General features: G+C 71.3%; 29 protein-coding genes and 1 tRNA gene. 18 read left to right on the top strand and 12 right to left on the bottom strand.

Going from position 1 to position 25,973, the window contains the following annotated elements; all coding sequences use genetic code 11:
* Positions 1–30: 30 nt before the first annotated feature.
* Genes ABZT02_RS18475 through ABZT02_RS18455 form a run of 5 tightly spaced genes read left to right on the top strand, consistent with a single transcriptional unit; the run spans position 31 to position 2,709 of the window.
* The gene (locus ABZT02_RS18475) at positions 31–465 is read left to right on the top strand and encodes a roadblock/LC7 domain-containing protein (protein WP_306973703.1); all 435 of its coding nucleotides are present in this window, start codon (positions 31–33) and stop codon (positions 463–465) included.
* A 2-nt stretch (positions 466–467) separates the two neighbouring features.
* Positions 468–839 carry a DUF742 domain-containing protein gene (locus tag ABZT02_RS18470; RefSeq protein WP_031052041.1) on the top strand — a complete coding sequence of 124 codons (372 nt, stop codon included), beginning with the start codon at positions 468–470 and terminating at the stop codon, positions 837–839.
* On the top strand, positions 817–1,416 hold the full coding sequence (locus ABZT02_RS18465) for an ATP/GTP-binding protein (protein ID WP_311716253.1): 600 nt from the start codon (positions 817–819) through the stop codon (positions 1,414–1,416). Before ABZT02_RS18470 ends, ABZT02_RS18465 begins: the two co-directional genes overlap by 23 nt.
* A gap of 58 nt (positions 1,417–1,474) precedes the next feature.
* Positions 1,475–2,053, top strand: a complete 579-nt coding sequence (locus ABZT02_RS18460) for a GAF domain-containing protein (protein ID WP_356018947.1) — start codon at positions 1,475–1,477, stop codon at positions 2,051–2,053.
* Positions 2,054–2,109: 56 nt separating this feature from the next.
* On the top strand, positions 2,110–2,709 hold the full coding sequence (locus ABZT02_RS18455) for a TetR/AcrR family transcriptional regulator (protein WP_356018946.1): 600 nt from the start codon (positions 2,110–2,112) through the stop codon (positions 2,707–2,709).
* On the opposite strand, the gene ABZT02_RS18450 is transcribed toward ABZT02_RS18455, so the two are convergent.
* From ABZT02_RS18450 to ABZT02_RS18440, 3 genes are read right to left on the bottom strand one after another with little or no spacing between them, the layout of a single operon-like run.
* Positions 2,706–3,299, bottom strand: a complete 594-nt coding sequence (locus ABZT02_RS18450; RefSeq protein WP_356018945.1) for a GPP34 family phosphoprotein — start codon at positions 3,297–3,299, stop codon at positions 2,706–2,708. The two genes, ABZT02_RS18455 and ABZT02_RS18450, sit on opposite strands and share 4 nt — an antisense overlap.
* A 40-nt stretch (positions 3,300–3,339) precedes the next feature.
* Positions 3,340–4,494, bottom strand: coding sequence for a YbfB/YjiJ family MFS transporter (locus ABZT02_RS18445; RefSeq protein ID WP_356019023.1), 1,155 nt, complete (start codon positions 4,492–4,494; stop codon positions 3,340–3,342).
* A gap of 56 nt (positions 4,495–4,550) precedes the next feature.
* Positions 4,551–4,841 (bottom strand): muconolactone Delta-isomerase family protein, encoded by a 291-nt coding sequence (locus ABZT02_RS18440; protein ID WP_356018944.1) that lies wholly within the window; start codon positions 4,839–4,841, stop codon positions 4,551–4,553.
* 108 nt (positions 4,842–4,949) lie between these two features.
* On the opposite strand from ABZT02_RS18440, the gene ABZT02_RS18435 reads away from it, so the two are divergent.
* The 10 genes from ABZT02_RS18435 to ABZT02_RS18390 all read left to right on the top strand — a co-directional run bounded on the left by ABZT02_RS18435 (position 4,950) and on the right by ABZT02_RS18390 (position 14,019).
* Positions 4,950–5,897: a LysR family transcriptional regulator gene (locus ABZT02_RS18435; protein WP_356018943.1), complete on the top strand. Its 948-nt coding sequence runs from the start codon at positions 4,950–4,952 to the stop codon at positions 5,895–5,897.
* Between the two features lie 127 nt (positions 5,898–6,024).
* Positions 6,025–6,738: an SDR family oxidoreductase gene (locus ABZT02_RS18430; RefSeq protein WP_356018942.1), complete on the top strand. Its 714-nt coding sequence runs from the start codon at positions 6,025–6,027 to the stop codon at positions 6,736–6,738.
* Positions 6,739–6,794: 56 nt separating this feature from the next.
* Positions 6,795–7,166: a hypothetical protein gene (locus ABZT02_RS18425; protein WP_356019022.1), complete on the top strand. Its 372-nt coding sequence runs from the start codon at positions 6,795–6,797 to the stop codon at positions 7,164–7,166.
* Positions 7,167–7,899: 733 nt separating this feature from the next.
* Positions 7,900–8,928 carry an L-threonine 3-dehydrogenase gene (gene tdh / locus ABZT02_RS18420; RefSeq protein ID WP_356018941.1) on the top strand — a complete coding sequence of 343 codons (1,029 nt, stop codon included), beginning with the start codon at positions 7,900–7,902 and terminating at the stop codon, positions 8,926–8,928.
* Positions 8,929–8,942: 14 nt separating this feature from the next.
* The gene (locus ABZT02_RS18415; protein WP_356018940.1) at positions 8,943–10,136 is read left to right on the top strand and encodes a glycine C-acetyltransferase; all 1,194 of its coding nucleotides are present in this window, start codon (positions 8,943–8,945) and stop codon (positions 10,134–10,136) included.
* A 41-nt stretch (positions 10,137–10,177) separates the two neighbouring features.
* Entirely contained in the window at positions 10,178–11,080 is a 903-nt protein-coding gene (locus ABZT02_RS18410; RefSeq protein WP_356018939.1) for a LysR family transcriptional regulator, read from the top strand.
* A 36-nt stretch (positions 11,081–11,116) separates the two neighbouring features.
* Positions 11,117–12,490 (top strand): radical SAM protein, encoded by a 1,374-nt coding sequence (locus ABZT02_RS18405; protein ID WP_356018938.1) that lies wholly within the window; start codon positions 11,117–11,119, stop codon positions 12,488–12,490.
* A gap of 33 nt (positions 12,491–12,523) precedes the next feature.
* Positions 12,524–13,102 carry an XRE family transcriptional regulator gene (locus tag ABZT02_RS18400; RefSeq protein ID WP_356018937.1) on the top strand — a complete coding sequence of 193 codons (579 nt, stop codon included), beginning with the start codon at positions 12,524–12,526 and terminating at the stop codon, positions 13,100–13,102.
* Entirely contained in the window at positions 13,099–13,632 is a 534-nt protein-coding gene (locus ABZT02_RS18395; RefSeq protein WP_356018936.1) for a GNAT family N-acetyltransferase, read from the top strand. The genes ABZT02_RS18400 and ABZT02_RS18395 overlap by 4 nt, the downstream gene beginning before the upstream one ends.
* Before the next feature lie 30 nt (positions 13,633–13,662).
* Positions 13,663–14,019, top strand: a complete 357-nt coding sequence (locus ABZT02_RS18390; RefSeq protein WP_356018935.1) for an MmcQ/YjbR family DNA-binding protein — start codon at positions 13,663–13,665, stop codon at positions 14,017–14,019.
* On the opposite strand, the gene ABZT02_RS18385 is transcribed toward ABZT02_RS18390, so the two are convergent.
* Both ABZT02_RS18385 and ABZT02_RS18380 read right to left on the bottom strand, forming a co-directional pair.
* Positions 14,009–14,908 carry a transketolase gene (locus ABZT02_RS18385; protein WP_356018933.1) on the bottom strand — a complete coding sequence of 300 codons (900 nt, stop codon included), beginning with the start codon at positions 14,906–14,908 and terminating at the stop codon, positions 14,009–14,011. The two genes, ABZT02_RS18390 and ABZT02_RS18385, sit on opposite strands and share 11 nt — an antisense overlap.
* Positions 14,909–14,940: 32 nt before the next feature.
* A complete protein-coding gene (locus ABZT02_RS18380; RefSeq protein WP_356018932.1) occupies positions 14,941–15,648 on the bottom strand; it encodes a transketolase in 708 nt (235 codons plus the stop codon).
* Between the two features lie 126 nt (positions 15,649–15,774).
* On the opposite strand from ABZT02_RS18380, the gene ABZT02_RS18375 reads away from it, so the two are divergent.
* Positions 15,775–15,848 (top strand) — tRNA-Pro (locus ABZT02_RS18375).
* A gap of 188 nt (positions 15,849–16,036) precedes the next feature.
* Here the strand turns inward: ABZT02_RS18375 and ABZT02_RS18370 are convergent.
* Positions 16,037–17,095 carry an alpha/beta hydrolase gene (locus tag ABZT02_RS18370; RefSeq protein WP_356018931.1) on the bottom strand — a complete coding sequence of 353 codons (1,059 nt, stop codon included), beginning with the start codon at positions 17,093–17,095 and terminating at the stop codon, positions 16,037–16,039.
* A 293-nt stretch (positions 17,096–17,388) separates the two neighbouring features.
* On the opposite strand from ABZT02_RS18370, the gene ABZT02_RS18365 reads away from it, so the two are divergent.
* Both ABZT02_RS18365 and ABZT02_RS18360 read left to right on the top strand, forming a co-directional pair.
* A complete protein-coding gene (locus tag ABZT02_RS18365; protein ID WP_356018930.1) occupies positions 17,389–17,820 on the top strand; it encodes a hypothetical protein in 432 nt (143 codons plus the stop codon).
* A 166-nt stretch (positions 17,821–17,986) separates the two neighbouring features.
* Positions 17,987–18,433: a VOC family protein gene (locus ABZT02_RS18360; RefSeq protein ID WP_356018928.1), complete on the top strand. Its 447-nt coding sequence runs from the start codon at positions 17,987–17,989 to the stop codon at positions 18,431–18,433.
* A gap of 308 nt (positions 18,434–18,741) precedes the next feature.
* Here ABZT02_RS18360 and ABZT02_RS18355 read toward each other — a convergent pair whose 3' ends face one another.
* The 6 genes from ABZT02_RS18355 to glyA form a co-directional block, all read right to left on the bottom strand.
* Entirely contained in the window at positions 18,742–19,305 is a 564-nt protein-coding gene (locus tag ABZT02_RS18355; RefSeq protein ID WP_356018927.1) for a CGNR zinc finger domain-containing protein, read from the bottom strand.
* A 326-nt stretch (positions 19,306–19,631) separates the two neighbouring features.
* A complete protein-coding gene (locus tag ABZT02_RS18350; protein WP_356018926.1) occupies positions 19,632–20,267 on the bottom strand; it encodes a sarcosine oxidase subunit gamma family protein in 636 nt (211 codons plus the stop codon).
* Positions 20,260–23,085, bottom strand: coding sequence for a sarcosine oxidase subunit alpha family protein (locus tag ABZT02_RS18345; protein ID WP_356018925.1), 2,826 nt, complete (start codon positions 23,083–23,085; stop codon positions 20,260–20,262). The genes ABZT02_RS18350 and ABZT02_RS18345 overlap by 8 nt, the downstream gene beginning before the upstream one ends.
* Complete coding sequence (locus ABZT02_RS18340) at positions 23,082–23,363, bottom strand: sarcosine oxidase subunit delta (RefSeq protein WP_356018924.1); 282 nt, start codon at positions 23,361–23,363, stop codon at positions 23,082–23,084. Before ABZT02_RS18340 ends, ABZT02_RS18345 begins: the two co-directional genes overlap by 4 nt.
* A 58-nt stretch (positions 23,364–23,421) precedes the next feature.
* Positions 23,422–24,642 carry a sarcosine oxidase subunit beta family protein gene (locus ABZT02_RS18335; protein WP_356018923.1) on the bottom strand — a complete coding sequence of 407 codons (1,221 nt, stop codon included), beginning with the start codon at positions 24,640–24,642 and terminating at the stop codon, positions 23,422–23,424.
* Positions 24,639–25,955, bottom strand: coding sequence for a serine hydroxymethyltransferase (gene glyA, locus ABZT02_RS18330; RefSeq protein ID WP_356018921.1), 1,317 nt, complete (start codon positions 25,953–25,955; stop codon positions 24,639–24,641). Before glyA ends, ABZT02_RS18335 begins: the two co-directional genes overlap by 4 nt.
* Between the last annotated feature and the right edge of the window lie 18 nt (positions 25,956–25,973).

Genomic DNA, 25,973 nt, shown 5'->3' with positions numbered 1-25,973 from the left:
GACCTTCGTACCTCAAGGAGTCGATCCACCATGGCGAGCGAAGCGCCGACCGGCCATGTATCCGATCTCGACTGGCTGATGAGCGGCCTCGTGCAGCGCGTGCCGCACACCAACAGCGCGGTTCTGCTGTCCTGCGACGGACTCGTGAAGTCGGTCCACGGCCTCGACGGGGACAGCGCCGACCACATGGCGGCCCTGGCCTCCGGCCTCTACTCCCTCGGCCGCAGTGCGGGCGTCCGCTTCGGCGACGGCGGAGACGTCCGCCAGGTCGTCGTCGAGCTCGACTCGACGCTGCTGTTCGTCACCACCGCCGGCTCCGGCACCTGTCTCGCCGTGCTGGCGGGACGCGAGGCCGACGCCGCCGTCCTCGGCTACGAGATGGCGATGCTCGTCAAGAGCGTGCGCCCCTACCTGGTGACCGCGCCCCGGCAGCACGCCGTCGAATCCCCGGCGATGAGGCCTTGAGCGTGGCGGCGGTCGGCGACGGGCCCTGGCTCGACGACGCGGCCGGGCGGCTGGTGCGGCCCTTCACGGTCAGCAACGGCCGCACCCGGCCGTCCATCGCGTTCGATCTCCTGTCGCACGTGATGGCCACCGGTGCCACCCCGATCGGCTATCTCGGCCCCGAGCACGCGCAGGCGCTGGATCTGTGCCGTGCGCCCGTCTCGGTCGCCGAGGTCGCCGCCCATCTCAAGCTGCCGGCGGTGGTCACCAAGGTGCTGCTGTCCGACCTCGTCGACTGCGGGGCGCTGACCACCAAGCCCCCCGAGTTCACCCACAACCCGACTGACCGGGCTCTTCTGGAGGCAGTGCTCGATGGACTACGACGACAGCTCTGATCCCTTCCCCACCGCACTGAAGATCCTGGTGGCGGGAGGGTTCGGGGTAGGCAAGACGACCTTCGTGGGCGCGGTCAGCGAGATCGCCCCGCTCAGCACGGAGGAACTGCTCACCACGGTCAGCGCCGCGACCGACAGTCTCGAAGGCATCGAGAACAAGGTCGAGACGACGGTGGCCATGGACTTCGGAAGGATCACCCTCGACCCGGAACACGTCCTGTACCTGTTCGGTACGCCCGGCCAGGAGCGGTTCTGGTTCATGTGGGACGAACTCTCCGAGGGTGCGCTCGGCGCGGTGATCCTCGCGGACACCCGCAGACTGGAGGACTGCTTCGCGGCCGTGGACTTCTTCGAGCAGCGCGGCCTCGGATTCATCGTCGCGATCAACGAGTTCGACGGGGGGTACCGCTACGACCCCGAGGAGGTCCGCGCCGCCATCGACCTCCCGCCGGAGATCCCGATCGTGCGCTGCGACGCCCGGATCTCCAGTTCCGGGGTGCAGACCCTGCTCACCCTCGTACGGCATCTCATCGCCCACAGCCCGGCGCCAGCGCCGAGCCACGGCGCCCACATGTGACCCCCGCACACACCGCTACGGAGCCGCATATGACCGACGTCCACAGCGACGGCCGCCCATGAGCTACGACCCACCGCGCCCGGCCGGTCGACTGCTGCTCACCCCGGAGGACAAGGAGGCCCCGGACCGGACGCGACGGCTGCGCCTGCTCGGGCTGGGGGAGCATCCGGAGCCCGTGCTCGACGCCTTCGCCGAGCGGCTCGCCGAGCGCACGGGTGCGCCGTACGCGATGGTCAACTTCCTCGGCGAGCACCGGCAGTTCTTCGCCGGCCTCAGGATTCCTGCGGCCCGGCCCCCGGCCGACGGCGAGGAGGCCAAGCCGGAAGTGGGCCGTTATATGGCGCGCGACCATGGGTTCTGCCCTCATGTGGTCGCCCGGCGCAAGGCGCTGGTCCTGGAGGACGTCCGTGACTACCCGCGGTTCGCGGGCAACCCGGTCGTCGACGAGTTCGGCATCCGTTCCTATCTGGGCGCACCGCTCATCGACTCCACGGGGATGGTGCTTGGCACGGTGTGCGCGGCGGACGTGGAGCCACGGACCTGGGGGAGGTCCGGCCTGGAGACCATCAAGTCGTCGGCGGCGGAACTGGTCGCACGCCTGCAGCGACGGGAGGCCGACGGGCTCCCGGTGCTGTGACGGGCGAGACGGCCCACAGCTAGCCGACCGGTCCAGTACCTACGTACACTCGTGGTGTGGGACGCACCAGTGACGCCAGGCAGAAGATCCTCGGTGCCGCGCGCTCGCTCATCGAGGGGCGCGGCTACTCGGCGCTGGGCGTCGCCGAGATCTGCAAGGCGGCCGGGGTGCCGAAGGGCAGTTTCTACTACTTCTTCGAATCCAAGGAGGCCCTCGCGCTCGCCGTCGTCGACGAGCACTGGGCGGCCCAACGCCGGGAGTGGGAAGACGCGTTGGGCGCGGACACCACCCCCCTGCAGCGGCTGCGCGGCCTCTTCGAGCAGACCGAGGCCGGTCAGCGCGCCGTACAGGAGGGCTGCGGCACGGTGTCGGGCTGTCTGTTCGGGAACCTCGCTCTGGAGCTGAGCAACCATGCCGAGCCCGTGCGCGGGCGGCTGCAGGAAATCTTCGACGCCCAGGTCGACATGGTCGAGGCGGTCGTCGCCGAGGCCCTCGACCGCGGCGACGTCACCGTGTCCGACGCCCGGGGGGCGGCGCGGGCGGTGGTGGCCCAGTTGGAGGGCCAGGTGATGTTCGCCAAGCTCTACAACAGCCCCCAGCGCCTGAGCCCTCTGTGGGACAACTGCCGTGCCCTGCTGGGTGTCACCGGTTCCTAGTAACCGCGCCAGACGTTGTCGAACGCGGCGTCCTCGATGACCTTCCGCTGGCGTACGGCCTCCAGTTCCATCACCGCGTCCCCGACCGCGGCCAGCACGGTGGCCGCAACGTCGGCGAGTTCCCCGGCCGGATCGTCACCGACCCCGGCGGCTGCGGCCAGGGCGGCGAGGACGGGTTCGCCCGCCGCCCGCCGCTCCTGGGCCTGTCGCCTGGCCGCCGAGTCCACCAGCTCCGTCCGCCCGGTCCGCAGCGGGAACCGGCGGCCCCGCGAGCGGGTCGTCAGCCCGACCCGCTCCAGGTCGTCGACGTAGGCGGAGGACAGCCCGCGGCCCCGGCGCCACAGCCAGTCCTCGACCGACTCGTACGGCTCCTGCCGTACGAGCGACTCTGCGGCTTCGTCCAACAGCCGGTCACCCGTGGGGGATTGGGCATTGGGCAGGATGCGGTCGCCGTCCAGGACGAGGGCGTGGGCGTCGAGAAGGTCGAACAGTTCGGCTCCCGCGAGCGCGAGCGAGAGATCACCTTGCTCGACCGGCTTGTCGGCGGTCACGTCGAGGGCGACGATCGCGAGGTCCCGTGCGGTGGTCATCAGCGGCTCCACGTCGGTTGGCCGGGTTCGGCGGTGTTGCTCAGGGGCCCGGCGCGGCGGGCCGGGCGTCCTCGGTCGATTCTCGCTGCTGTTCGGGGACCGCGTGTCCTTCTACGACCATGTGGTGCGGGAAGCCGACCCGCAGCACGGCGGCGGCCGCGGCCGCGGTGAGAACCGTGAGGGCGGCCAGGAGCAGTGCCCAGTCGTAGCCGTGGTGGAGGAGCGGGGCGACGACCAGCGGGCCGAGGATCTGGCCGACCGAGTATCCGGCGGTCAGCAGGGCGACCGAGCGGGGGAAGCGCAGATGGGCGCCGGTGGCCAGGACGAGCGTGCTGACGCCGATGAACGTGGCGCCGAACAGCACCGCCGAGCCGAGAGCCGCGGCCGTACCGCCGACCAGGGCGGGCAGGGCGATGCCGACCGCCTGGACCACGAGTGCGGTGAGCAGCAGTCCGGGACGTGACCAGCGGCGGCCCAGCCGGGCCCACAGCGCGGAGGACGGTACGGCGGCCAGGCCGACGAGCACCCAGGCGCCGCTGCCGACCCAGCCGGGGGAGCTCTGTCCGACGGCGGCGACCAGAAAGGTTCCGGCGACGATGTAGCCGACACCCTCCAGCGTGTAGCTGACGAACAGCGCACCGAACCAGCGGCGTGTGCGGGGCCTCGCGCTGCCCCCGCCCGCGGTGGCGGCCGGCCCCTCGTCCGGCCGTAGGTTCCATGAGGCGGCGGCGAGCAGCGCGGCAAGTACGGCGGCGGCCCACCAGGCGGTGCGCCAGTCGGCGACGGGCCGCACGACCAGGACCAGCAGACCGGACAGCGCGATGCCACCGCCCACCCCGCCGAACGCCCAGCCGGACCGGTGCGGCGGGTGTTCCCGCAGGTGGTGCAGGAGGGATCCGGCCGCGACGACGAACACCAGGGCGCTCGCCACACCGGCCGCCAGCCGCAGCAGGCCCCAGACGAGGGTGCTGTGGGTGAGGGGCATCGCGGCGAGCGTGCCGGTCAGCAGGAGCAGACAGGCGCGCAGTACGGCGCGGGACCGGACCAGTACGGGGGCCAGGATGCCCGCGACGGCGCCGACGAGATAGCCCGCGTAGTTGGCGGTGGCCAGGTTCGCGCCGGCCCCGGCGGACAGGGCCGCCTGGGTGTGCATCAGCGGCAGGATCGGGGTGTAGACGAAGCGGCCCACTCCCATGGCCGCCGCGAGCGCGGCCGCGGCCCGGGTGACATGACCCCAGGGGGACGGAGCGCTCACTTCGTACCGGGGTCGTTGGGGTGCGACTCCAGTGGAGTGACGGTGAGAGTCATCCACGGGCGCAGCGGCAGGGTGCCGAGCACCTTCGCGTGGAGTTCCTCCTCGTCGGCGGCCCGCCACACGCCGATGCTCCGCAACTCGCCCACCGGACGCCACAGTCGGGCCAGGTTGCCGGTCGCGGCCAGTTCCTTCGCGCGTACGGCCTCGGCGGCCCGACGCCGGTCGACCTCCTCCTGGGCGGTGCCCTCGGGAACGGTGGTGGTGATCTCGACCAGGAACTCTCGCATGACGCGCTCCGCTCGTCGTTGGTGAGCCCATCGTGCTCGCGTCACCTGCACCGATGCCACGACCGGCTGCCTCGCTGCTGATAGGCGCAGCCTCCCAGCGCGCGTACGATGGCGCCCGTGGAACTGCGCCAGCTGCGGTACTTCGTCGCGGTCGCCGAGGAGCTGAACTTCGGCCGGGCCGCCGAGCGGCTGCTCATCGCCGGGCCCTCGCTCTCCCAGCAGATCAAGGCGCTCGAACGGGATCTGGGTGTCCGGCTGTTCGACCGCGACCGCCGCAAGGTCTCCCTCACCCCGGCCGGTGCCGCCCTCCTCCCGCACACCCGCGCCCTGCTGGACCGCGCCGACGACCTCAAACGCCGGGCCGGCCGCCTGTCCGGTTCGCAGGCGGTGCGGCTCGGATACGTCAACTGGCTGCCCGCGGACCTGATGTCGCGTACGGCTGCGGTGGCCCAGGTGCACATCGACGCCTGGGTCGCCCCCTCCCACACCCAGGCCGCGCGCGTCGCCGACGGCAGCCTGGACCTCGCCGTGTGCTGGCTGCGCACCGAGGACCTCCAGCGGCTCGGGCTGCGGGCCCGGCTGATCGGCGCCGACCGGCTCTACGCCGTGTCCAGGGGCGGCGACAGCGGCGACGTACCCGAAGTGACGGCCCGCGACACTGATGTGCTTGTCGACGACGACCTCACGGCCTGGGCCGCCTGGAACGTGTACGCCGAGGAGCTCGCGCAGGCCACCGGCGCCCGTACGGTACGCATCAGCGACGGCGCGATCACCGGCCCCGCCTTCTTCGACCATGTGCGCCGCTGCACCCGCCCGGTCGTCAACTCGCCCAAGGGGCAGACCAGTCCGATCCCGCCGGATCTGGTCCGCCGCGAGATCGTCGCGCCGAAGGTCTACTGGACCTGGTCCCTGGTGTGGCGCGAGAAGGAGGACCGGGCCGGTGTCCAGGCCGTCGTCGACGCGCTGTGCGAGGGCGTCGGCGACCTCGGCATCCATGCCCCGGACGTCTGGCTGCCCGCCGACGATCCGTACGCGAAGCCCTCTGACCTGCGCTGACCTGCCCTGGGAGCCAGCGCCTTCCAGACGGGAGGAAGCCGATCCTTCCGTCTCCCGGTGGGCCGGCCTACCTTCCAAATAGTCGACCGGTCGGCTAGTACCGGTCACCGACTCGAAGAAGGTCACCATGAGCACGCAGAGCCAGAAGGTCGCCATCGTCACGGGTGCCTCGCAGGGTATCGGCGCCGCCCTCGTCGAGGGCTACCGCAAGCTCGGGTACGCCGTCGTCGCCACCTCGCGCACCATCGCACCCGTCGATGACGCGGACGTCCTCACCGTTCAGGGCGACATCGCCGACCCGGCCACCGCGGAGCGCGTTGTCGCGGCCGCGGTGGAGCGGTTCGGCCGCATCGACACCGTGGTCAACAACGCGGGCGTCTTCGTCGCCAAGCCGTTCACCGAGTACACGGCCGAGGACTACGCCACCATGACGGGCATCAACGTCGCCGGTGTCTTCCAGCTCACCCATCGGGCCGTCCCGCACCTGCTCGCCCAGGGGGGCGGCCACATCGTCAACATCACGACCAGCCTGGTCGACAACGCCGACTCCAACGTCCCGTCCGTCCTGGCCTCGTTGACCAAGGGCGGTGTGCAGTCCGCGACCAAGTCCCTCGCCGTCGAGTACGCCACCCGCGGCATCCGCGTCAACGCCGTGTCGCCCGGCACCGTCAAGACGCCCATGCACGCCGAGGAGACCCATGAGTTCCTCGCCGCCCTGCACCCGGTCGGACGGATGGGCGAAGTGAGCGACATCGTCGACGCCGTGCTCTTCCTGGAGACGGCGCCGTTCGTCACCGGCGAGATCCTGCACGTCGACGGCGGTATGAGCGCCGGACATTGACGGATCGTCAACTCGCTCACCAAGGAGCCGACATGATCACCCCAGCCACCCCCGACATGACCACCCCGGTCGACGACAAGGCGATCCTGAGCGGAGTCCTGGACCGGTGGAAGTCCGGCGTCGACGCCCACCAACCGGCGCGCGTGGCCGCCCTCTTCACCGAGGACGCCGTCTTCCAGGGACTGCATCCCTACAGCGTCGGACGGCAGGGCGTCGCCGAGTACTACGAGTCCCAGCCGCTCGGCATGAAGGCGGCCTACCGCATCCTGGAGACCCGGCGACCCGCCGACGGCCTGGTCCTGGGCTACCTGGACGTCGAGTTCTCCTTCACGGACCGGCCCACGCTCGCGGTCAAACTGGCGGTTCTCCTGACCCGTGCGGGGGACGGCTGGTACATCAGCCACTATCAGGTCTCCCGCCTCGACTAGGGCCGTCCTGGCCGAGCGGCCCGAGGCGCACGGCCACGGAATGTTCCTGCATGCCCTGCCTGCGCCCCGGTGTCATTCGGCCATGGGCCGCGCGGTTCCCCCGGCCGGAATCTCCACCGAACCGGCCGGGGGAACCGCGCGTGACCGCGTCGCCGACACGACCTGGGACGGCGGGCCGAGGCGGATCGCCGCATCGACGACCGGCGGCGGGTGACCGAGGCCGGGCGCCGGTGCCGTCTGCGTCCTGGCCCCGGACCACACCCGCACCGACCTCGCCCGCGAGGCGCTGCTCGCGGGCAGACGGGCCGGTGGACACACCCGGCAGGTGCGGGCGTTCGGCGACCCCTTGGTGTACGGCGACGACACCCGGGTGCCGGGCGAGCCGGCGGTGGCCGACGGGCACGCGCGGGACGGGCGCCGGCCGCCTCAGCGGAGCAAGACGCCGAGCCCAGCGGCGCGGGCCCGCTGATCGTCGACGAGTTCCTGAGGTTCGTGTGGGGGGCGGGCTGCGTCCGCGAGGAGTGAGTCGCCCGGAACCACGCCGTGACCGCCGTCCGGGCGCCCGTACGTGAGACCCCGCCCCCGCTCTCCCACCCGGCCGCCCATTTCCACGGCGCCCACCCGGCGTGAAGCGGAGCTGTGGCGGCGCTTAAGAAATCCTCGATGGACCAGGACGGTGTCGTACGGCAGATTGCTGGGCGTTTCCACCCCTCGCACCCACAGGAGCCGTACCTTGAAGGCGCTGGTCAAGGAGAAGGCGGAGCCCGGGCTGTGGCTCGCGGACGTCCCGGAGCCGGCCGTCGGGCCCGGCGACGTACTGATCAAGGTGCTGCGCACCGGCATCTGCGGCACCGATCTGCACATCCGGTCCTGGGACGGGTGGGCCCAGCAGGCGATCCGGACGCCGCTCGTGCTCGGGCACGAGTTCGTCGGCGAGGTCGTGGAGACCGGGCGCGATGTCACGGAGATCGAGCTCGGGGACCGGGTGAGCGGCGAGGGGCACCTGGTCTGCGGCAAGTGCCGCAACTGCCTCGCCGGGCGGCGACACCTGTGCCGGGCCACGGTCGGGCTCGGCGTCGGCCGGGACGGAGCCTTCGCGGAGTACGTCGCCCTGCCCGCCGCCAACGTGTGGGTGCACCGGGTCCCCGTGGAACTCGACGTGGCCGCGATCTTCGACCCGTTTGGCAACGCCGTGCACACCGCGCTGTCCTTCCCGTTGGTCGGCGAGGACGTGCTGATCACCGGTGCCGGGCCGATCGGACTGATGGCGGCGGCGGTCGCCCGGCACGCGGGTGCCCGCAACGTCGTCGTCACCGACGTCAGTGAGGAGCGCCTGGAACTGGCCCGCAAGATCGGCGTGAGTCTCGCCCTGAACGTGTCCGAGGCCCGGATCGCCGACGGGCAACGGGAGTTGGGGCTGCGCGAGGGCTTCGACATCGGCCTGGAGATGTCCGGGCGGCCCGAAGCCCTGCGCGACATGATCGCCAACATGACGCACGGCGGCCGGATCGCGATGCTGGGACTGCCGGCCGCGGAGTTCCCGGTGGACTGGGCCCGGATCGTCACCTCCATGATCACCATCAAGGGCATCTACGGCCGTGAGATGTTCGAGACCTGGTACGCGATGTCGGTCCTCCTGGAGGGCGGCCTCGACCTCGCCCCCGTGATCACCGGCCGGTACGGCTACCGCGACTTCGAGGCGGCGTTCGCCGACGCGGCGAGCGGCCGCGGCGGCAAGGTCATCCTCGACTGGACCAACTGACTTAGGGACTGACGATGTTCGACTCCGTGCGCGACGACCTGCGCGCCACCCTCGACGAGATCCGCGCCGCCGGACTGCACAAGCCCGAGCGCGTGATCGACACCCCGCAGTCCGCGACCGTGCGGGTCTCCGCGGGCGGCCGCCCCGGCGAGGTCCTCAACTTCTGCGCCAACAACTACCTCGGACTCGCCGACCACCCCGAGGTGGTCGCCGCCGCGCACGAGGCCCTGGACCGCTGGGGCTACGGCATGGCCTCGGTTCGCTTCATCTGCGGCACCCAGGAGGTCCACAAGGAGCTGGAGGCGCGCCTTTCCGCCTTCCTCGGCCAGGAGGACACGATCCTGTACTCCTCCTGCTTCGACGCCAACGGCGGTGTCTTCGAGACCCTCCTGGGCCCCGAGGACGCGGTGATCTCCGACGCCCTGAACCACGCGTCGATCATCGACGGGATCCGGCTGTCGAAGGCCCGCCGCTTCCGCTACGCCAACCGTGATCTGGCCGATCTGGAACGGCAGTTGAAGGAGGCATCGGGGGCCCGCCGCAAGCTGGTCGTCACCGACGGGGTCTTCTCGATGGACGGTTATGTCGCGCCGCTCAAGGACGTCTGCGACCTCGCCGACCGCTACGACGCCATGGTCATGGTCGACGACTCGCACGCGGTCGGTTTCGTCGGCCCCGGCGGCCGCGGCACCCCCGAGCTGCACGGCGTCATGGACCGTGTCGACATCATCACGGGCACCCTCGGCAAGGCGCTCGGCGGCGCCTCCGGCGGTTATGTGGCCGCCCGCGCCGAGATCGTCGCGCTCCTGCGCCAGCGCTCACGGCCGTACCTGTTCTCCAACACGCTCGCCCCGGTGATCGCCGCGGCCTCCCTCAAGGTCCTCGACCTGCTGGAGTCCGCGGACGACCTGCGGGTGCGGCTGCGGGAGAACACCGCGCTGTTCCGGCGCCGGATGACCGAGGAGGGCTTCGACGTCCTGCCCGGCGATCACGCCATCGCGCCGGTGATGATCGGCGACGCGGCGCAGGCGGGACGCCTCGCGGAGCTGCTCCTGGAGCGGGGCGTGTACGTGATCGGCTTCTCGTACCCGGTCGTACCGCAGGGGCAGGCGCGCATCCGCGTGCAGCTGTCGGCCGCGCACTCCACGGACGACGTGAACCGCGCGGTGGACGCCTTCGTCGCGGCCAGGGCCGAGCTGGCGGCCTAGTCCGGACGTATCGCGACAGACGTCTTGCGATAATCGATCCCATGATCGAAGCGCGGCGGCTCCACATCCTCCGTGCGGTGGCCGACCACCGCACGGTCACTGCGGCAGCCGCCGCGCTCTATCTCACGCCCTCGGCGGTCTCGCAGCAGCTCACGGCCCTGGAGCAGGAGACCGGCCACCGGCTCGTCGAGCGTGGTGCCAAGGGCGTACGGCTGACTCCCGCGGGGGAGATCCTGCTCAGCCACACCAACGCGGTCCTCGCCCAGCTGGAGCGGGCCGAGGCCGAGCTGGCCGCCTACAGCTCGGGCGCGGCCGGCACGGTCACCGTCGCCTCCTTCGCGACCGGGATCGCCCTGGTCGTGGCGCCCGCGGTGGCCCGCCTCGCATCGACGGCCCCCGGCATCCACCTCCGCGTCCAGGACGCCGAGGGCGACGCCAGTCTGCCGATGGTCCTGGACCGGCAGGTCGACGTGGCGGTCGCGGTGGAGTACCGCGGGGCCCCGCCGGCCGACGACCCCCGCCTGGCGCACGTGCCGCTGTACGCCGAGCCCTTCGACGCGGTGGTGCCGGTGAGCCACCGGCTGGCCGACGCGGGCGAGGTGCCGCTGGCGGAGCTGGCCAAGGACCCGTGGATCGGCCCCTACCCGGGCAACCCCTGCCACGACGTCGTCGTCCTCGCCTGCGAGAACGCCGGTTTCCAGCCACGCCTGGAGCACTCCTCCGACGACTTCCGCGCGGTCGTCGCGCTGGCGTCGGCCGACGCGGGAGTGGCGTTGGTGCCGCGTTCGGCACTGATCGGGATGGACCTCGACGGAGTGGTCGTACGGCCGGTGGACGGGGTGGCGCCGACCCGCCGGGTCTTCGCCGCCGTACGGCGCGGAGCCGAGGAGCATCCCCTGATCCGTCCCGTCCTCGACGCGCTCGCAGCCGTATCCGAGGGGTAGGGAACCAGCCACGACTCGAACGCAGTCTGGGTTGTCATGCGTGTGACGATGATCCTTCCGGCCCTGACCGAGGCGACCAGCCCGCTGTTCCGGCCCATCAAGTACTCGCTGTTCCCGCCGCTCGGCCTCGCGACCCTGGCCGGCTATGTGGACCCCGGCGACGAGGTCACCCTCCACGACGAGCACGTCGAGCGGATCGATCTCGAAGCCCTCGACACCCCCGACCTCCTGGTCGTCCAGCCGTACATCACCTCGGCCCGCCGCAGCTACGAGATCGCCGACCACTTCCGTGCCCGGGGTGTGCATGTCGCGATGGGCGGCCTGCACGTCACCTCGCTGCCCGAGGAGGCGGCCGCCTACGCCGACACGATCTTCACGGGCCCGGGGGAGGACACCTGGCCGCTGTTCCTCAAGGACTTCCGCGACGGCGTCCCGGCCCGTCGCTATGACTCGAAGCAGCGCTCCCTCGCCGGACTGCCGCCGATCAGACGGGACCTGATCAAGCGTCACCTCTATTTGGTCCCCAACTCGATCGTCGTCTCCCGCGGTTGCCCGCACCACTGCGACTTCTGCTACAAGGACGCATTCTTCGAGGGCGGAAAGTCCTTCTACACCCAGGCCGTCGACGACGCCCTGGCCGAGATCGACCGACTGCCCGGCCGCCACCTCTACTTCCTCGACGACCACCTCTTGGGCAACCGGCGCTTCGCGCAGGCCCTGCTCGACGGCATGAAGGGCATGGGGCGGCTGTGGCAGGCGGCGGGGACGGTCAACTCGGTACTGGCACCGGACCTGTTGGAGCGGGCGGTGGAGGCGGGACTGCGCAGTCTGTTCGTCGGCTTCGAGACCGTCAACGACGCCAACCTCGCCGAGCGCCGCAAGAACCAGAACATCGGCGCCGACTACGCGGCCGCGGTACGGCGGCTGCACGACGCCGGGGTCATGGTCAACGCCAGCTTCGTCTTCGGGCTCGACCAGGACGGCCCCGACGTCTTCGACCGGACCGTGGCCTGGGCGGTCGAGCAGGGCATCGAAACGGCGACCTTCCACATCATGACGCCGTATCCCTCGACCGGCCTCTGGAAGCAGCTGGAGTCCGAGGACCGCATCGTGCACCGCGACTGGGATCTGTACGACACCCGCCATGTCGTTTACCGGCCCAAGGGCATGACGCCGCGTCAGCTGGAGGACGGCTACTGGCGGGCGTACCGCGACTTCTACCGCTGGTCCAACATCTGGCGGGGCTCCGCCGCCCAGCCGGGCCGCCACGAACGGCTGCGGCACCTCGCGTACGCGGGCGGCTGGAAGAAGTTCGAGCCCGCGTGGGATCTGCTGATCCGGTCGAAGCGGGTGGTGCGCGCGATGCCCGCACTGGAGCGGACGCTGGCGGCGTTCGGAGGCAGGGAGTAGAAGGGGTCTCGTACTTGGGATAACATCCCGAATGTGAAACACGATGAGTCCGGGCCCGACCCCGTCGACACCCGCCTGGGCGTCCGGCTCGCCGAGCTGCGGGCCGAACACGGCTGGTCCCTGGGCGAGTTGGCCGAGCGCAGCGGAGTCAGCAAGTCCACCCTCTCCCGCGCCGAGCGCGCCGAGATCAGCCCCACCGCCGCGCTGCTGAACCGGCTGTGCGGGGTGTACGGGCGGACCATGTCCCAGCTGCTCAGCGAGGTCGAGGCCGAGCCCGCACTGCTGGTCCGGGGCGCCGACCAGCCGGTGTGGGAGGACCGGGCCTCCGGGTTCGTACGGCGGTCCGTGTCGCCGCCGCACTCCGGGCTGCGCGGCGAACTCGTCGAGGGCCGGCTCGCCGCCGGTGCCGACATCGCCTACGACCGGCCGCCCGTGCCCGGCCTGGAGCAGCACATCTGGGTTCTGGAGGGCGCGCTCGACGTCACCGCCCAGGACGTCAGGCACCACCTCGGCACCGGGGACTGTCTGCGGCTGCGGGTGTGGGGACCGACTCGGTTCCGGTGCGCGGGCCCCGACGCGGCGCGATACGTGCTGGCGGTGGTCCTGCCGTGAACGTCACCCGCCTCGACGAGGCCCAACTGTCGGATCGAATAGAGGAGTTGGCCGATCTTCTGGTCGACACCGTGGACGGCGGCTCCTCCATCGGCTTCCTCGCACCGATGGACCGCGCGGCGGCCGTCGCCTGGTGGAAGGAGCGCGTCGGCGCGGTGGCCGCGGGGCACCTGGTGGTCTGGGCGGCGTACGACGGTCACCGCGCGGTCGGCACCGTCAGCCTCGCCTTCCCGGACAAGCCCAACTCCCGCCACCGCGCGGAGCTGGTCAAACTGATGGTGCGCCGGGACGCGCGCGGGCAGGGCCTGGGGCGCCGGCTCCTCGGCACCGCGGAGGAGGCCGCCCGCGCGGCCGGAATCACCCTGCTCCACCTGGACACCGAGACCGACAGCCCCGCCGAGCGCCTCTACGGCTCGGCCGGCTGGACCCGGGCCGGTGTCATCCCCGACTACGCGGCCGATCCCGCCGGGGTGCTGCGGCCGGCCACCCTCTACTACAAGCGGCTCGGGGCGACCGCTCCGACCAGGTGATTGTCAGAGGCAGCGGCTACGGTGCCTGTCATGCCGGACGCCGAAGACGTACGCCGTATCGCCCTGTCCCTGCCGGACACGACGGAGAAGATCGCCTGGGGCATGCCCACGTTCCGGGTCGCGGACAAGATGTTCGCCACGCTGCCCGAGGACGAGACCTCCATCGCCGTGCGCTGCCCCAAGGAGGAGCGCGACGAGCTGGTGCTGGCCGAACCGGGGAAGTTCTGGATCGCCGGCCACGAGGCGCAGTTCGCGTGGGTGCGCGCCCGTCTCTCCGCGATCGAGGACGAGGGCGAACTGCGGGACATCCTCGCCGACTCCTGGCGCCAGGCGGCTTCGTCCCGGCTGCTCGACGCCTATCCGGAGCTGGGGCTGCCTAGGGGATGAGGAAGGCGCCGACCCGCTCCCGGAGCGACCGTACGTCCAGCCCGTGGGCGGTGACGTGCTCCTCGATCGTGCCGTACCGCCGCAGCTCACCGCGGCCCACGCCCAGGCCCAGCACCCGGTGCGGTACGTCGGCCAGGGCGTCGTTCGCCGCCGCGGTCGACGTGCCCGCCAGGTACGGTTCGACCAGGACGACATCGGCGCCCGCCGCCCCGGTGGCCCGGCGCAGCGCGGCCGCGTCGAAGGGCCGTACGGTCGTCGCGTACAGGACGGTCACGTCGAGGCCCTCCGTGGCGGCGAGCACGTTGTCGAGCATCGGCCCGACCGCCACCACCACTCCGGAGCGTCCCTGGCGCACGGTGTGGAACCGCTCGGCGTCGACGGGGAGCGCCTCCCGGTTGGCCTGGAGCGACAGCCGTACGTACACCTTGTCGTCGCCCGCGGCGACGGCGTGCCGCAGCAGGGTCTCGGCCTCGTCCGGATGCCCCGGCACATGGACCGTCCAGCCGTCGAGCGTGTCCAGCAGGGCCACATCGCCGGGTGCCATGTGCGTGTATCCGCCCGCGGGCCAGTCGAAGGACGCGGCCGCACTCACCAGAACCGCCCCCACGTCCTGGTGGCCGAGGTCCAGCTTGACCTGCTCGAAGGGCCGCTCGACGAGAAAGCTGGCGAACGTGTGCAGCACGGGCCGCAGCCCGGTCAGCGCCAGGCCCGCGCCCGCCCCGACGAGGAGCTGTTCGCGGATGCCGACGTTGACGACCCGGTCGGGGTGCCGGTGCGCCGCCTCGGTGAAGCCGTCCCTGCCGATCTCGGCGAGGACGACGGCGACCCGGGGATCCTCGTCGAGCAGCCGCGAGACGACGGTGGTGAAACGCTCACGCATGGTGTCCATGGAGCTGTGAACCTCTCTCGGAAGCGGGATCTTCAGGCGGACTTCGGCTCTACGCGGGCCACGACCACGTGCGGACGGCCCGGATGCGGCGTGGTGAAGGCGGCGAACAGCGCCTCGTGATCACGGCCGTCCACCGTGACCGCGGACCAGCCCGCGGCCTCGAAGCGGGCCGCGATCCCGCCCGGCCGGGCGTGGCTGGCGGAGGAGTTGTCGACGATGACGGTGTTCAGGCGGTCGAGTCCGGCGGGCCCGGCGAAGGCGATCGCCTCGTGGTTGCTGCCCTCGTCCAGCTCGGCGTCCCCGACCAGCACCCACACCCGCGGATCGTCGATGCCCTGGGCACGCAGCCCCAGCGCGGTGCCGACGCCGATCGGCAGTCCGTGGCCGAGCGACCCGCTGCCGATCTCGGCTCCCGGCACCAGCACGCGGTCCGGGTGATGGCCGAGCGGCGAGTCGTAGGAGCCGAACCCGGGCAGCCAGTCCACGGGCACGAAGCCCTTCGCGGCCAGCACCGCGTAGTACGCCATCGGCCCGTGCCCCTTGGACAGCAGGAACCGGTCCCGCCCGGAGTCGTCCGGTCGCTCGGGGCGCACCCGCAGCACGCGGTCGTAGAGCACCCACAGCACGTCCAGCGTGGACGTGGCCGCCGGTCCGTGCTTCTCGTCGCCCGTCATCAGCCCCATGAGCCGGGGCAGGTCCTCGTAGTCGTACGTCCGTCCGCGTTCCTCGGTGATCGTCATGCGGACGATCGTGCAACCTCAACCGAACTCGAGGTCAAGCGGGAAAGGAGTGCGCGACCACCGACCCGAGTGCGGTATGGTTTCTCTGCGCGTTCGGCCAGGGGAAACCCCAGGTCAGACAGGCACCGGGACGTGGCGCAGCTTGGTAGCGCACTTGACTGGGGGTCAAGGGGTCGCAGGTTCAAATCCTGTCGTCCCGACGGTGCGAAGGGTCTTCGCAGGCGAGAGCCTGTGGAGGCCCTTTTCGTGTGATCCGCTCCCGTCCCGGGCTCACGGGCGTCGTCCGAAAGCTGCCCCGCGGCTCGATGGCGCGCGCGCTCGGTGGCGGCCGGACGGCTCCTTCGGCTTCGTTCGTCGGGAGCTCCTCCCGGGCCGGGCCGAGCGTTGCTCAGAGGCGGTCGGCGTCGACCACGGCCTGGGCGAAGGCGCTGGGTGCCTCCTGCGGCAGGTTGTGACCGATGTCCGCGATGGTGCGGTGCTCGTAGGCGCCGGTGAAGTGGCCGCGGTACGAGGAGCCGTCGCCGGGCGCCGTGAAGGGGTCCAGCGCCGCGTCGAGGGTGATCGTGGGGACGCCGATGGAGGGCTGGGCCGCCAGCAGCTTCTCGTAGCGGTCGTAGCGGGGTTCGCCCTCGACGAGGCTGATGCGCCAGCGGTAGTTGTAGAGCACGACGGCGGCGTAGTCGGGGTTCTTGAAGGCCTCGGCGGTGCGCGCGAAGGTGGCGTCGTCGAAGTCCCAGCCGGGGGAGACGAGGGTCCACACGTAGCGGCACAGCGCGATGCGCTTGTCGACGGCCTCCATCGCCTCCTTGCCGCGCTCGGTCGCGAAATACCACTGGTACCACCAGTTGTGCTCCACGGCCGGGATGGCGGGCCCCAGCTGCGCCTTGCGGTCGGTGATGAGGTAACCGCTGGTGGAGACAAGGGACTTGACGCGTTCGGGCCACAACGCGGCGATGATGTCGGCGGTGCGTGAACCCCAGTCGAAGCCGGCGAGGGCGGCCTTGTCGATCTTCAGGGCGTCCATCAGGGCGATGATGTCCAGCGCGATGGCCGACTGCTCGGCGGTGCGCGGGGTGTGCCACGACAGGAAGCGGGTGCTGCCGTGTCCGCGCAGGTAGGGGACGATGACGCGGTAGCCCTGGTCGGCGAGCAGGGGCGCGACATCGACGAAGCTGTGGATGTCGTACGGCCATCCGTGCAGGAGGAGTACGACCGGGCCGTGGGCGGGGCCGGCCTCGGCGTAACCGATGTTCAGTAGCCCTGCCTTGACCTGCCTGATCGTGCCGAACCCGGTGTGGGTGCCCGGGGTGATGGTGGGCACGGTGGCGGTGCTCGGCCGAGCCGGTCCGGTCGCGGCGGATGCGCTGGTCTGCCGGGCGGACAGCGAGACCCCGGCCGCGCCGGTGCTCAGGCCGACGGCCTTGTTGAAGGTACGCCTGTTGATCATGTGAAGCCCTCCGTCGTGTGTGTCCGGTGACCGCTGCCGCTCTCGGTGTGACGACCTTTGCATGCCATACGTCACCGGTCAAGCCGGTGATGAGTGGCGATTGGTAGGGCCGTGGCGGTCTCTTGCGGTCTTTTTGTCAGGAGTTTCGGCTCACTCCATGGCGGCGCGTCACTGTCTTGACCGGTGACGTAACGACTGCCATGCTGGCATCACCGCCTCAAGGGGTGACAGGAGAAGGGTCCTGGCCGACAGGTGTGTGTGGAGACCTTTCGATCCGGATGGAGGGCACCGTCGTGGCAGTCAGCTACACCGCCGTCGTCGATGTCGACGGAGAAGGCCGCAACGGCGGTCCCGAAGAGCTCGGCGCGGGTAGCGCGAGCGACCCTGAGCAGTTGCCGGCCGCTGGCTGGGCCGCCTGTCTCCTCGGCGTCCGGCGTCGCGTTGCCACGAGCCGCAAGGTCCGGCTCACCGGCACGGACATCACCGCCAAGACATCCCTGCCGCACGGCGACGACGGCGAGTTCACCCTCTCCGCGGCCGCACGCCCGTCCTCGGCGGCGTCGACCAGGCCACGGGCCGGGACCTCGCGCACGCCGCGCACCAGATCTGCCCCTGCTGCGGCAGGCTCCGCGGAGCGCGACTGGCCGACGGACACGCAGGTGTGGAACTGGGCGGAGAGCACGGCACTGTCCGGCTGTGGCCCGTCGGCCCGCACCTTTCTCTGAGAAACGGGTCGATGGCCCGCACGGACGGAGACGCCAGGTGACCGGATCGGGACCGGGTGCCGCCCGACCTCCGCCCAACCTCCGCCCGACCCGCTCGAACACGGTGACGAATCAGCCGACCCGACCGACCCGCACCCACCGAACCATCGAAAGCGAGACCCCAGTCATGGATCTGAAACTCGAAGTCGTCATCCTGCCCGTCTCCGACGTGGATCGCGCCAAGGCCTTCTACGTGGAGCAGCTCGGCTGGCGCCTCGACGCCGACTTCCCGATCGACGACGGTTACCGGATCGTGCAGGCGACTCCGCCCGGCTCCGAGTGCTCGATCATCTTCGGGAAGGGCCTCACTCTCCAGGAGCCCGGCACGCTGCACGGCCTCCAGCTGACCGTCACCGACATCCTCAAGGCCGGGGAGGAGCTGACCTCTTGCGGTGTGGAGGTCGCCGGCCCGTTCCGCGACGAGACCGGCGCCTTCCACCACGCCGGTGACTCCCACCGGGTGCCCGGCCTCCACCCCGAGCGGGCCAGCTACGGCACGTTCGCCGCCTTCAAGGACCCCGACGGAAACGAGTGGTTCCTGCAGGAGGTCACCGAGCGCGCCGCCGGCCGCTGAGCCCCGCCTGGGTCCCCGACGGACAGGCACCCACCCGACCGGCTCCGTTGTCGGAGGACGTATGGGGAAGGTGCGTTGCGAGACGGTCCACGAGTGGCGGAGAAGCCGGGGCAACGGGCTCGCCGCGGCCTACCTCGACGACCTTGCCGGACCGGGCTCGTTGCCCGTTCGAGGGGTTACGTGTTCCGGCTGCGGTCCGCGCGGACCGCAGCCGCCGACTCGCCGCCGAATGCGCATGCGGAGGAAAGCAGGACGGCCGGCGAAAGTACGACCGCGGTCGGCGATGCGGTGACGGGGTCGGAGGGCGGTCAGTGTGTCGCGGCGGCGGGGGCGGACTTCTTGCGCGCCCGGTATGCGGCGGCCTTGATCTTGTTGCCGCAGGACTCCATGCCGCACCACTGGCGCCGCATGCCCCGGGAGCGGTCGATGTAGACGCGCGTGCACTCGGGGTTGCCGCACTCCTTCATCAGCGGCACGTCCGGGCCGCTGAGCAGCTCCACGGCCTGACGGGCGACGGTCGCCAGCGCCTGCTCGGGCGTCGCGTCGATGTGTCGGCCCGCCAGGGTGAGCTGCGGCGTCACGGGGGTCTTGCGCGCGGCGGCGTTCACCACGGCGAGCGCCTCCCGGTCGAACTGCTCGTCGAGCCGCCGGTTGGTGACGAGCCGGTAGAGGGCCTCGCGTACGGCCGTCGCCTCCTGGACGTCGTCCTCCTTCCCGGGAGTGATCGTGTCCACCAGCCCGGACTCCACGTACCAGGCATTCAGCCGTTCCGGCGTCACGAACATCTCGAACCGGGCGGAGCGCCGGGCGCGGAGGGTGGCCGCGAAGTCGAGGGCAGGGTGTCCGCACACGAAGACATGGTCGAGATTCACATCACCATCTTGACAGGTGACTCCAGCCGGACGCAAGAAGCGTTGGCCGCTCCACCGGCGGGTCCGCAGACCGGGTCAGGCTAGCGGGGCGGCGCCAGGCGGGTCGACGTCGGCTTCCCGGCCAGGCTCCGGCGGGACGAGGCGATACGGCAGGGTGTCCAGGACACTGCCCGCCACTCTGATCAACGGCCAGGGCGAGCAGGTCACCCGGACCCCGTGCGGCTGCCGCAGGTGATCCGCAACCGGGGCCGCGGCGACCCGGCCCCCACCGCCCGCGGACCCCGCCGCGTGGGGCAGTTCGGCGGGGCACCCGTGGCGTGAGCCGGTCAGACTCCCTGCTCGGCCGGGAACGGCGGGTGGCCGTACTCGCTCATCGCGTCGATGAGCCAGCGGGCCAGGTAATCGGCGAACGAGGACCGCGGGAGCAGGCGGTAGGTCGGAGCGTCGTCCGTCTGCCAGAGGAGTACCGGGACGGGGCCGACCGTGGTCGACACCGCGCGGCCGGGGCCGAAGGCGCGGGGATGCAGGTCCAGCGGACAGCCCTTCTCGAGGACCTCCCGGGCGGAGGGGCCGCTCAGCTCCAGGGTGGTGCGGTTCGCCGAGACGTCCACGACCGAACCGGGGTCGCCGTCGAGCGCCTCCCGCAGTTCGGTGGCCACGGCGCCTGCGTCGGCGCGGGACAGCACGAGCCACTCGTCGGGGCCCAGCCACATCACCGTATGGGGGGCGCTCGTGGCGGTGTCCCCGCACCCGCCGGGGAGAGACGCCCCCAGAACCTGCCCGATCCGGTCGGCCGCCTCGGACGCGGGGTCGACCCGTACGTTCACCATCGTGAGGAACGGCAGCTCGGCCAGCGTGACGCCCTGGGCTCCGGTGACGGCGGCGGCGCGCATCCGCTCCTGCAGGTGGGACAGGGGGCTGGTGCGCAGGGCCACCGGTCCCGCCATGGTCGGTTCAGCCATCTCGCCGGGTCCCTTCGGGGTCGTAGAGGACGAAGTCGGTCACCTCGACCGGCACCAGGGCCTCGCCCACCGGGGCGAGCAGGGTCTGGCCCTTCCTCGCCTGCCCGTCGGCGACGAGAGCGAGGGCGAAGGGGCGGCCGAGGGCCGGGCTGTGGTAGCTGGAGGTGACATGGCCGAGCATCGGCACGGGCACCGTCTTCACATCGACGTCCGGCGCGACGAGTTGGGTGCCCTCGGGCAGCCGGGTCGTGCGGTCGGCCGGGAGCAGGCCGACCAGTTGCTTGCGGTCGGTGCGGGAGGTGTCGGCGCGGGCGAAGGACCGCTTGCCGATGAAGTCCTTCTGCTTGGAGACCACCCAACCCATGCCCGCGTCCTGCGGGGTGACCGTGCCGTCGGTGTCCTGGCCGACGATGATGTAGCCCTTCTCGGCCCGCAGGACGTGCATCGTCTCGGTGCCGTACGGGGTGATGCCGTAGGGCCGGCCGACCGCGTCCACCTCCTCCCAGACCGAAAGGCCGTACCAGGCAGGGACGTTGATCTCGTAGGCCAGTTCGCCGGAGAAGGAGATCCGGCAGATTCGGGCCGGGACGCCGGAGGCCAGGGTCGTCTCGCGGAAGGCCATGAACGGGAAGGCCTCGTTCGACAGATCGAGGTCCGGTGCGAGAGGGGCGACGACCGCGCGCGACTGCGGGCCGACCACGGCGATCGTCGCCCATTGCTCGGTCACCGAGGTGCAGTGCACGTCGAGTCCGGGCCACTCGGTCTGCAGCCACTCCTCCAGCCAGTCCAGGACGCCCGCGGCGCCGCCGGTCGTGGTGGTCATGAAGTAGCGGTTGTCGTCGAGACGCAGGGTCACACCGTCGTCGAAGATCATGCCGTCGGGCTTGCACATCACGCCGTAGCGGCCCGTGCCGGGCTTCAGCTTCTTGAAGGCGTTGGTGTAGATCCGGTTGAGGAACTCGCCCGCGTCCGCACCCCAGATCTCGATCTTGCCGAGGGTGGAGGCGTCCATGAAGGCCACCCCCTCCCGGGCCGCCCGGCACTCGCGCGCCACGGCCGCGTCCATGTCCTCACCGGCCCCCGGGTAGTACCGGGGGCGCTTCCACTGCCCGACGTCCTCGAACTCCGCGCCGTGCGCCACATGCCAGCTGTGGATCGACGTGGTCCGCTCGGGATCGAAGAGCTCGCCGCGTTCACGCCCCGCCAGGGCGGCGAAGGCGATCGGCGTGTACGGCGCGCGGTAGGCCGTGGTGCCGATCTCGCCCAGGGAACCGCCGAGGGCCTCGGCGATCACCCCGATCGCGTTGACGCCGGACGTCTTGCCCTGGTCGTTCGCCGTGCCGAGCGAGGTGTACCGCTTGACGTGCTCGACGCCGCGCATGCCGGCGCCGGTGGAGCGCCAGACGTCGGCGACGGTGACATCGCGCTGGAGATCGACGAAGTGACTGTCCCAGGTGCCGGGTTCGCCGTCGGGGGCGGGCACCAGCCATAGGGCGCGCGTCGGGCCGGGCGCGCGCCGAGCGCGCTCGGCCGGCACGGGCACCGGGAACCCTGCCGCTGTCGCCGCCACCGCTCCGGCCCGTGTTCCCTCGGCCAGACACCCGTCGAGGTCGTACGTCCCCCGGGCCGCCCCCACGACCTGCTGATCCCGTACGGCCCCGTCCGGTACGAACGCGGCGAGCCCGGAGTCCCAGCGCAGCCGGCCCTGACGCTGGCTGTGCAGATGCACCACCGGGCTCCAGCCGCCCGACACGGCGAGCAGATCGCAGGCGAACGACTCGGGTTCACCGGTGAGTTGGCCTTCGGTGTCGAGAGCCTGGACGGTGACGCCGGTGAGCCTGTGCTCGCCCGCCGTGTCGACCACAGCGCTGCCCGTCAGCACCCGCACGCCCGTCGTCGCCACCACCTCGGCGGCCCGGTCGGATAGGTGGGGACGCGCGTCCACCACGGCGGCGATGTCGATGCCGGCCGCGTGCAGGTCGGCGACCGTGTCGTAGGCGCTGTCGTTGGTCGTGCTCACCACGGCCCGTGAACCCGGCGCCACGGCATACCGGTTGAGGTACACGCGTACGGCCCCGGCGAGCATCACGCCGGGCCGGTCGTTGCCCGCGAAGACCAGCGGCCGCTCGTGCGCCCCGGTCGCCAGGATCACCTGGCGGGCCCGGATGTGCCACAGCCGCTGCCGTGAGACACCTGCGGGGGCGGCCGCGCCGAGGTGGTCGGTGCGCCGCTCCAGCGCCAGCACGTAGTTGTCGTCGTACGACCCGAAGGCCGTGGTCCGATGCAGTACGACCGCCTCGGGGGCGGCATCCAGCACCGCACGCAGCTCCTCGGACCGCTCCCGGTCGGCGGGCTCCGGCTGCTCGTCGACGAGGATCACGCGGGCGCCGGATGCGGCGGCAGCGGCGGCCGCCGCGAGACCCGCAGGTCCGGCGCCGACGATCAGGACGTCGGTGTGGACGTACTTCTTGTCGTAGACGGCGGGATCCGGAGTGGGGTCGAGCCGGCCCATCCCGGACAGCGTGGTGGCGGACAGCCCGTCGTAGAGTTCGACGGTCGTGGCGGGAAGCATCCCCTCCGAGCACGAACCGCCTAGCTGCACCAGGGCGTTGGGCTCCTCGACGCCTGCGGCGACGATGCCGCGCGGTTGGCCGCGGTAGAGGGAGGGGGCGACCTCGACGAGCCCGTTCGCCAGCATCGCGGAGGCGAGGGTGTCACCCGGGTGACCGGTCAACTCCCGTCCGTCGACAGTGAATCGCAGCAGGGTGCCGCGGTCGACTCGGCCGCCTCGCGGCAGCCGGAAGTGCTGGTCGGTCATCGGTTCCCTCCGGGGCGAGGCTCGTCGAGCCGGTACGAGGTCAGCACCTCGTGGGTGGCGGTGTCGCGCAGGACGTTGAACCAGCGGCGGCAGCCGATGCTGTGCATCCACCGTTCCGCGAACGGGCCCTTGGGGTTGTCGCGGTAGAAGACGAACTCGGCCCACTGCTCGTCGGTGAGGTCGGCGGGGGAGTCGGGGTAGGGGACATGGGCCTGTCCGCCGTAGTGGTACTCCGTCTCGTTCCGCGGACCGCACCATGGGCAGGTGATCAGCAGCATGGCGTTCTCCTCAATGCCTCAATGCCTCGATGCCTCAATGCGTCGACGCCTCGATGCCTCAGTGCGCCACGGCCGCGGCGCCGTGCTCGTCGATCAACGCACCGGTCGTGAAGCGGTCCAGTGCGAAGGGGGCGTTCAGCGGATGCGGTTCGCCCGTGGCGATGGTGTGCGCGAAGGTCCAGCCGGCCGCCGGAGTGGCCTTGAAACCGCCCGTTCCCCAGCCGCAGTTGACGTACAGGTTCTCCATCGGAGTGCTGCCGATGATCGGCGAGGCATCCGGGGTGACGTCGACGATGCCGCCCCAGGTGCGCAGCACATGCGCCCGCGCGAAGATCGGGAACAACTCGACGGCGGCGGCCATCTGCTGCTCGATGACGTGGAACGAGCCGCGCTGACCATAGCCGTTGTACGAGTCGACGCCCGCGCCCATCACCAACTCGCCCTTGTGGGCCTGGGACACGTACACGTGGACGTGGTTCGACATGACGACCGTCGGGTGCACCGGCTCGTGCAGTTCGGAGACCAGGGCCTGCAGCGGGTGGGACTGCACCGGCAGCCGTACGCCCGCCCGCTCCGCCAGCACGCTGCTGTGTCCGGCGGCCGCGAGGCCGACCCGGCCGGCGTGGATGCGGCCGCGGTTGGTGTCGACGCCCACCACCCGGTCGCCGTCCTTGAGGAAGCCGGTGACCTCGCAGCCCTGGATCAGGTCCACGCCCAGCTCGTCGGCGCGGCGGGCCAGCGCCCAGGCGACATGGTCGTGCTTGGCGATGCCGGCCCGGGGCTGGAACGTGCCGCCCAGCACCGGGTACCGGGTGCGGGACGAGACGTTGAGGATGGGGCAGACCTTGGCGACCTCGTCCGGCTCCAGCCACTCGGCGTCGACCCCGTTGAGCCGGTTGGCGTTGACGCGGCGCACCCCCTCGCGGACGTCCTGGAGGGTGTGCGCGAGGTTGAGGACGCCGCGCTGGCTGAAGAGGAAGTCGTAGTCCAGCTCCTCCGGGAGCCGCTCCCACAGCTTGAGCGCGTGCTCGTAGATCGCCGCGCTCTCGTCCCACAGGTAGTTGGAGCGGATGATCGTGGTGTTGCGGGCCATGTTGCCGCCCGCGAGCCAGCCCTTCTCCAGGACGGCCACGTTGGTGATGCCGTAATTCTTGGCGAGGTAGTAGGCGGTGGCGAGGCCGTGGCCGCCGGCGCCGACGATGACGACGTCGTACGACCGCTTTGGCTCGGGGTTGCGCCAGAGGAAGTCCGGGTGTTCCGGCAGCGGTTCGGCACTCATGCCGCGCCTCCGTCGAGGTGGGGGTAGAGGGGGAAGGCGGCGGCGAGTTTCTCGACCCGGGCGCGCAGTTCGTCGTCGGGCCGTTCGCGCTTCAGCGCCTCGGCGATGATGTCGGCGACCTCGCGGAACTCCGTCTGACCGAAGCCCCGGGTGGCCAGGGCGGGCGTACCGATCCGCAGGCCCGACGACACCATCGGCGGGCGTGGGTCGAACGGCACGGCGTTGCGGTTGACGGTGATGCCGATGCGGTGCAGCCGGTCCTCGGCCTGCTTCCCGTCGAGCTCGGAGTTCCTCAGGTCGACCAGAACCAGATGGACTTCGGTGCCGCCGGTCAGGACGGTGATCCCGGCCTCGGCCACGTCGTCGGCCAGCAGCCGTCCGGCGAGGATCTTCGCGCCCCGCAGCGTGCGCCGCTGGCGCTCCTTGAACTCATCCGAGGAAGCCACCTTGAAGGCCACCGCCTTCGCCGCGATCACGTGCTCCAGCGGACCGCCCTGCTGGCCGGGGAAGACCGCCGAGTTGATCTTCTTGGCCAGACCGGCGCGACTGAGGATGACACCACCGCGCGGGCCGCCGAGGGTCTTGTGGGTGGTGGTCGTGACGACATCGGCGTACGGCACCGGGCTCGGGTGCAGGCCCGCGGCCACCAGCCCCGCGAAGTGCGCCATGTCCACCAGCAGATACGCGCCCACCGCGTCGGCGATCCGGCGGAACTCGGCGAAGTCCAGCTGCCGAGGGTAGGCCGACCAACCCGCGACGATCATCTTGGGCCGGTGGGCGAGAGCGAGCTGTTCGACCTCGTCCATGTCGACGCGCAGGTCGGACTCGCGCACGTGGTACGGGACGACGTCGTACAGCTTGCCCGAGTAGTTGAGGCGCATGCCGTGGGTCAGGTGCCCGCCGTGCGCCAGGTCGAGGCCGAGGATCGTGTCACCGGGGTCGAGCAGGGCGAACATCGCTGCCGCGTTGGCTTGGGCGCCCGAGTGCGGCTGGACGTTCGCGGCCTCGGCGCCGAAGAGCTCCTTCACCCGTGCGATGGCCAACTGCTCGACCACGTCGACATGTTCGCAGCCGCCGTAGTAGCGGCGGCCCGGGTAGCCCTCGGCGTACTTGTTGGTCAGGACCGAGCCTTGGGCCTCCATCACGGCGGCCGGGGCGAAGTTCTCCGAGGCGATCATCTCGAGGGTGGACTGCTGGCGGCGCAGCTCGGCGGCCACCGCCTCGGCGATGTCCGGGTCGAGTTCGCCGAGGGGGAGGGAGAGCGGCGAGGCGGGCGTGGTGAGCGGCGAGGTGGGCGACGTACGCGTTGCCATCTGTGCACCATCCTGGGA

The sequence above is a fragment of the Streptomyces sp. NPDC005402 genome, assembly GCF_040606575.1.
Classification (GTDB): Bacteria; Actinomycetota; Actinomycetes; order Streptomycetales; family Streptomycetaceae; genus Streptomyces.
This window is presented reverse-complemented; position numbering and strand designations above follow the sequence as displayed.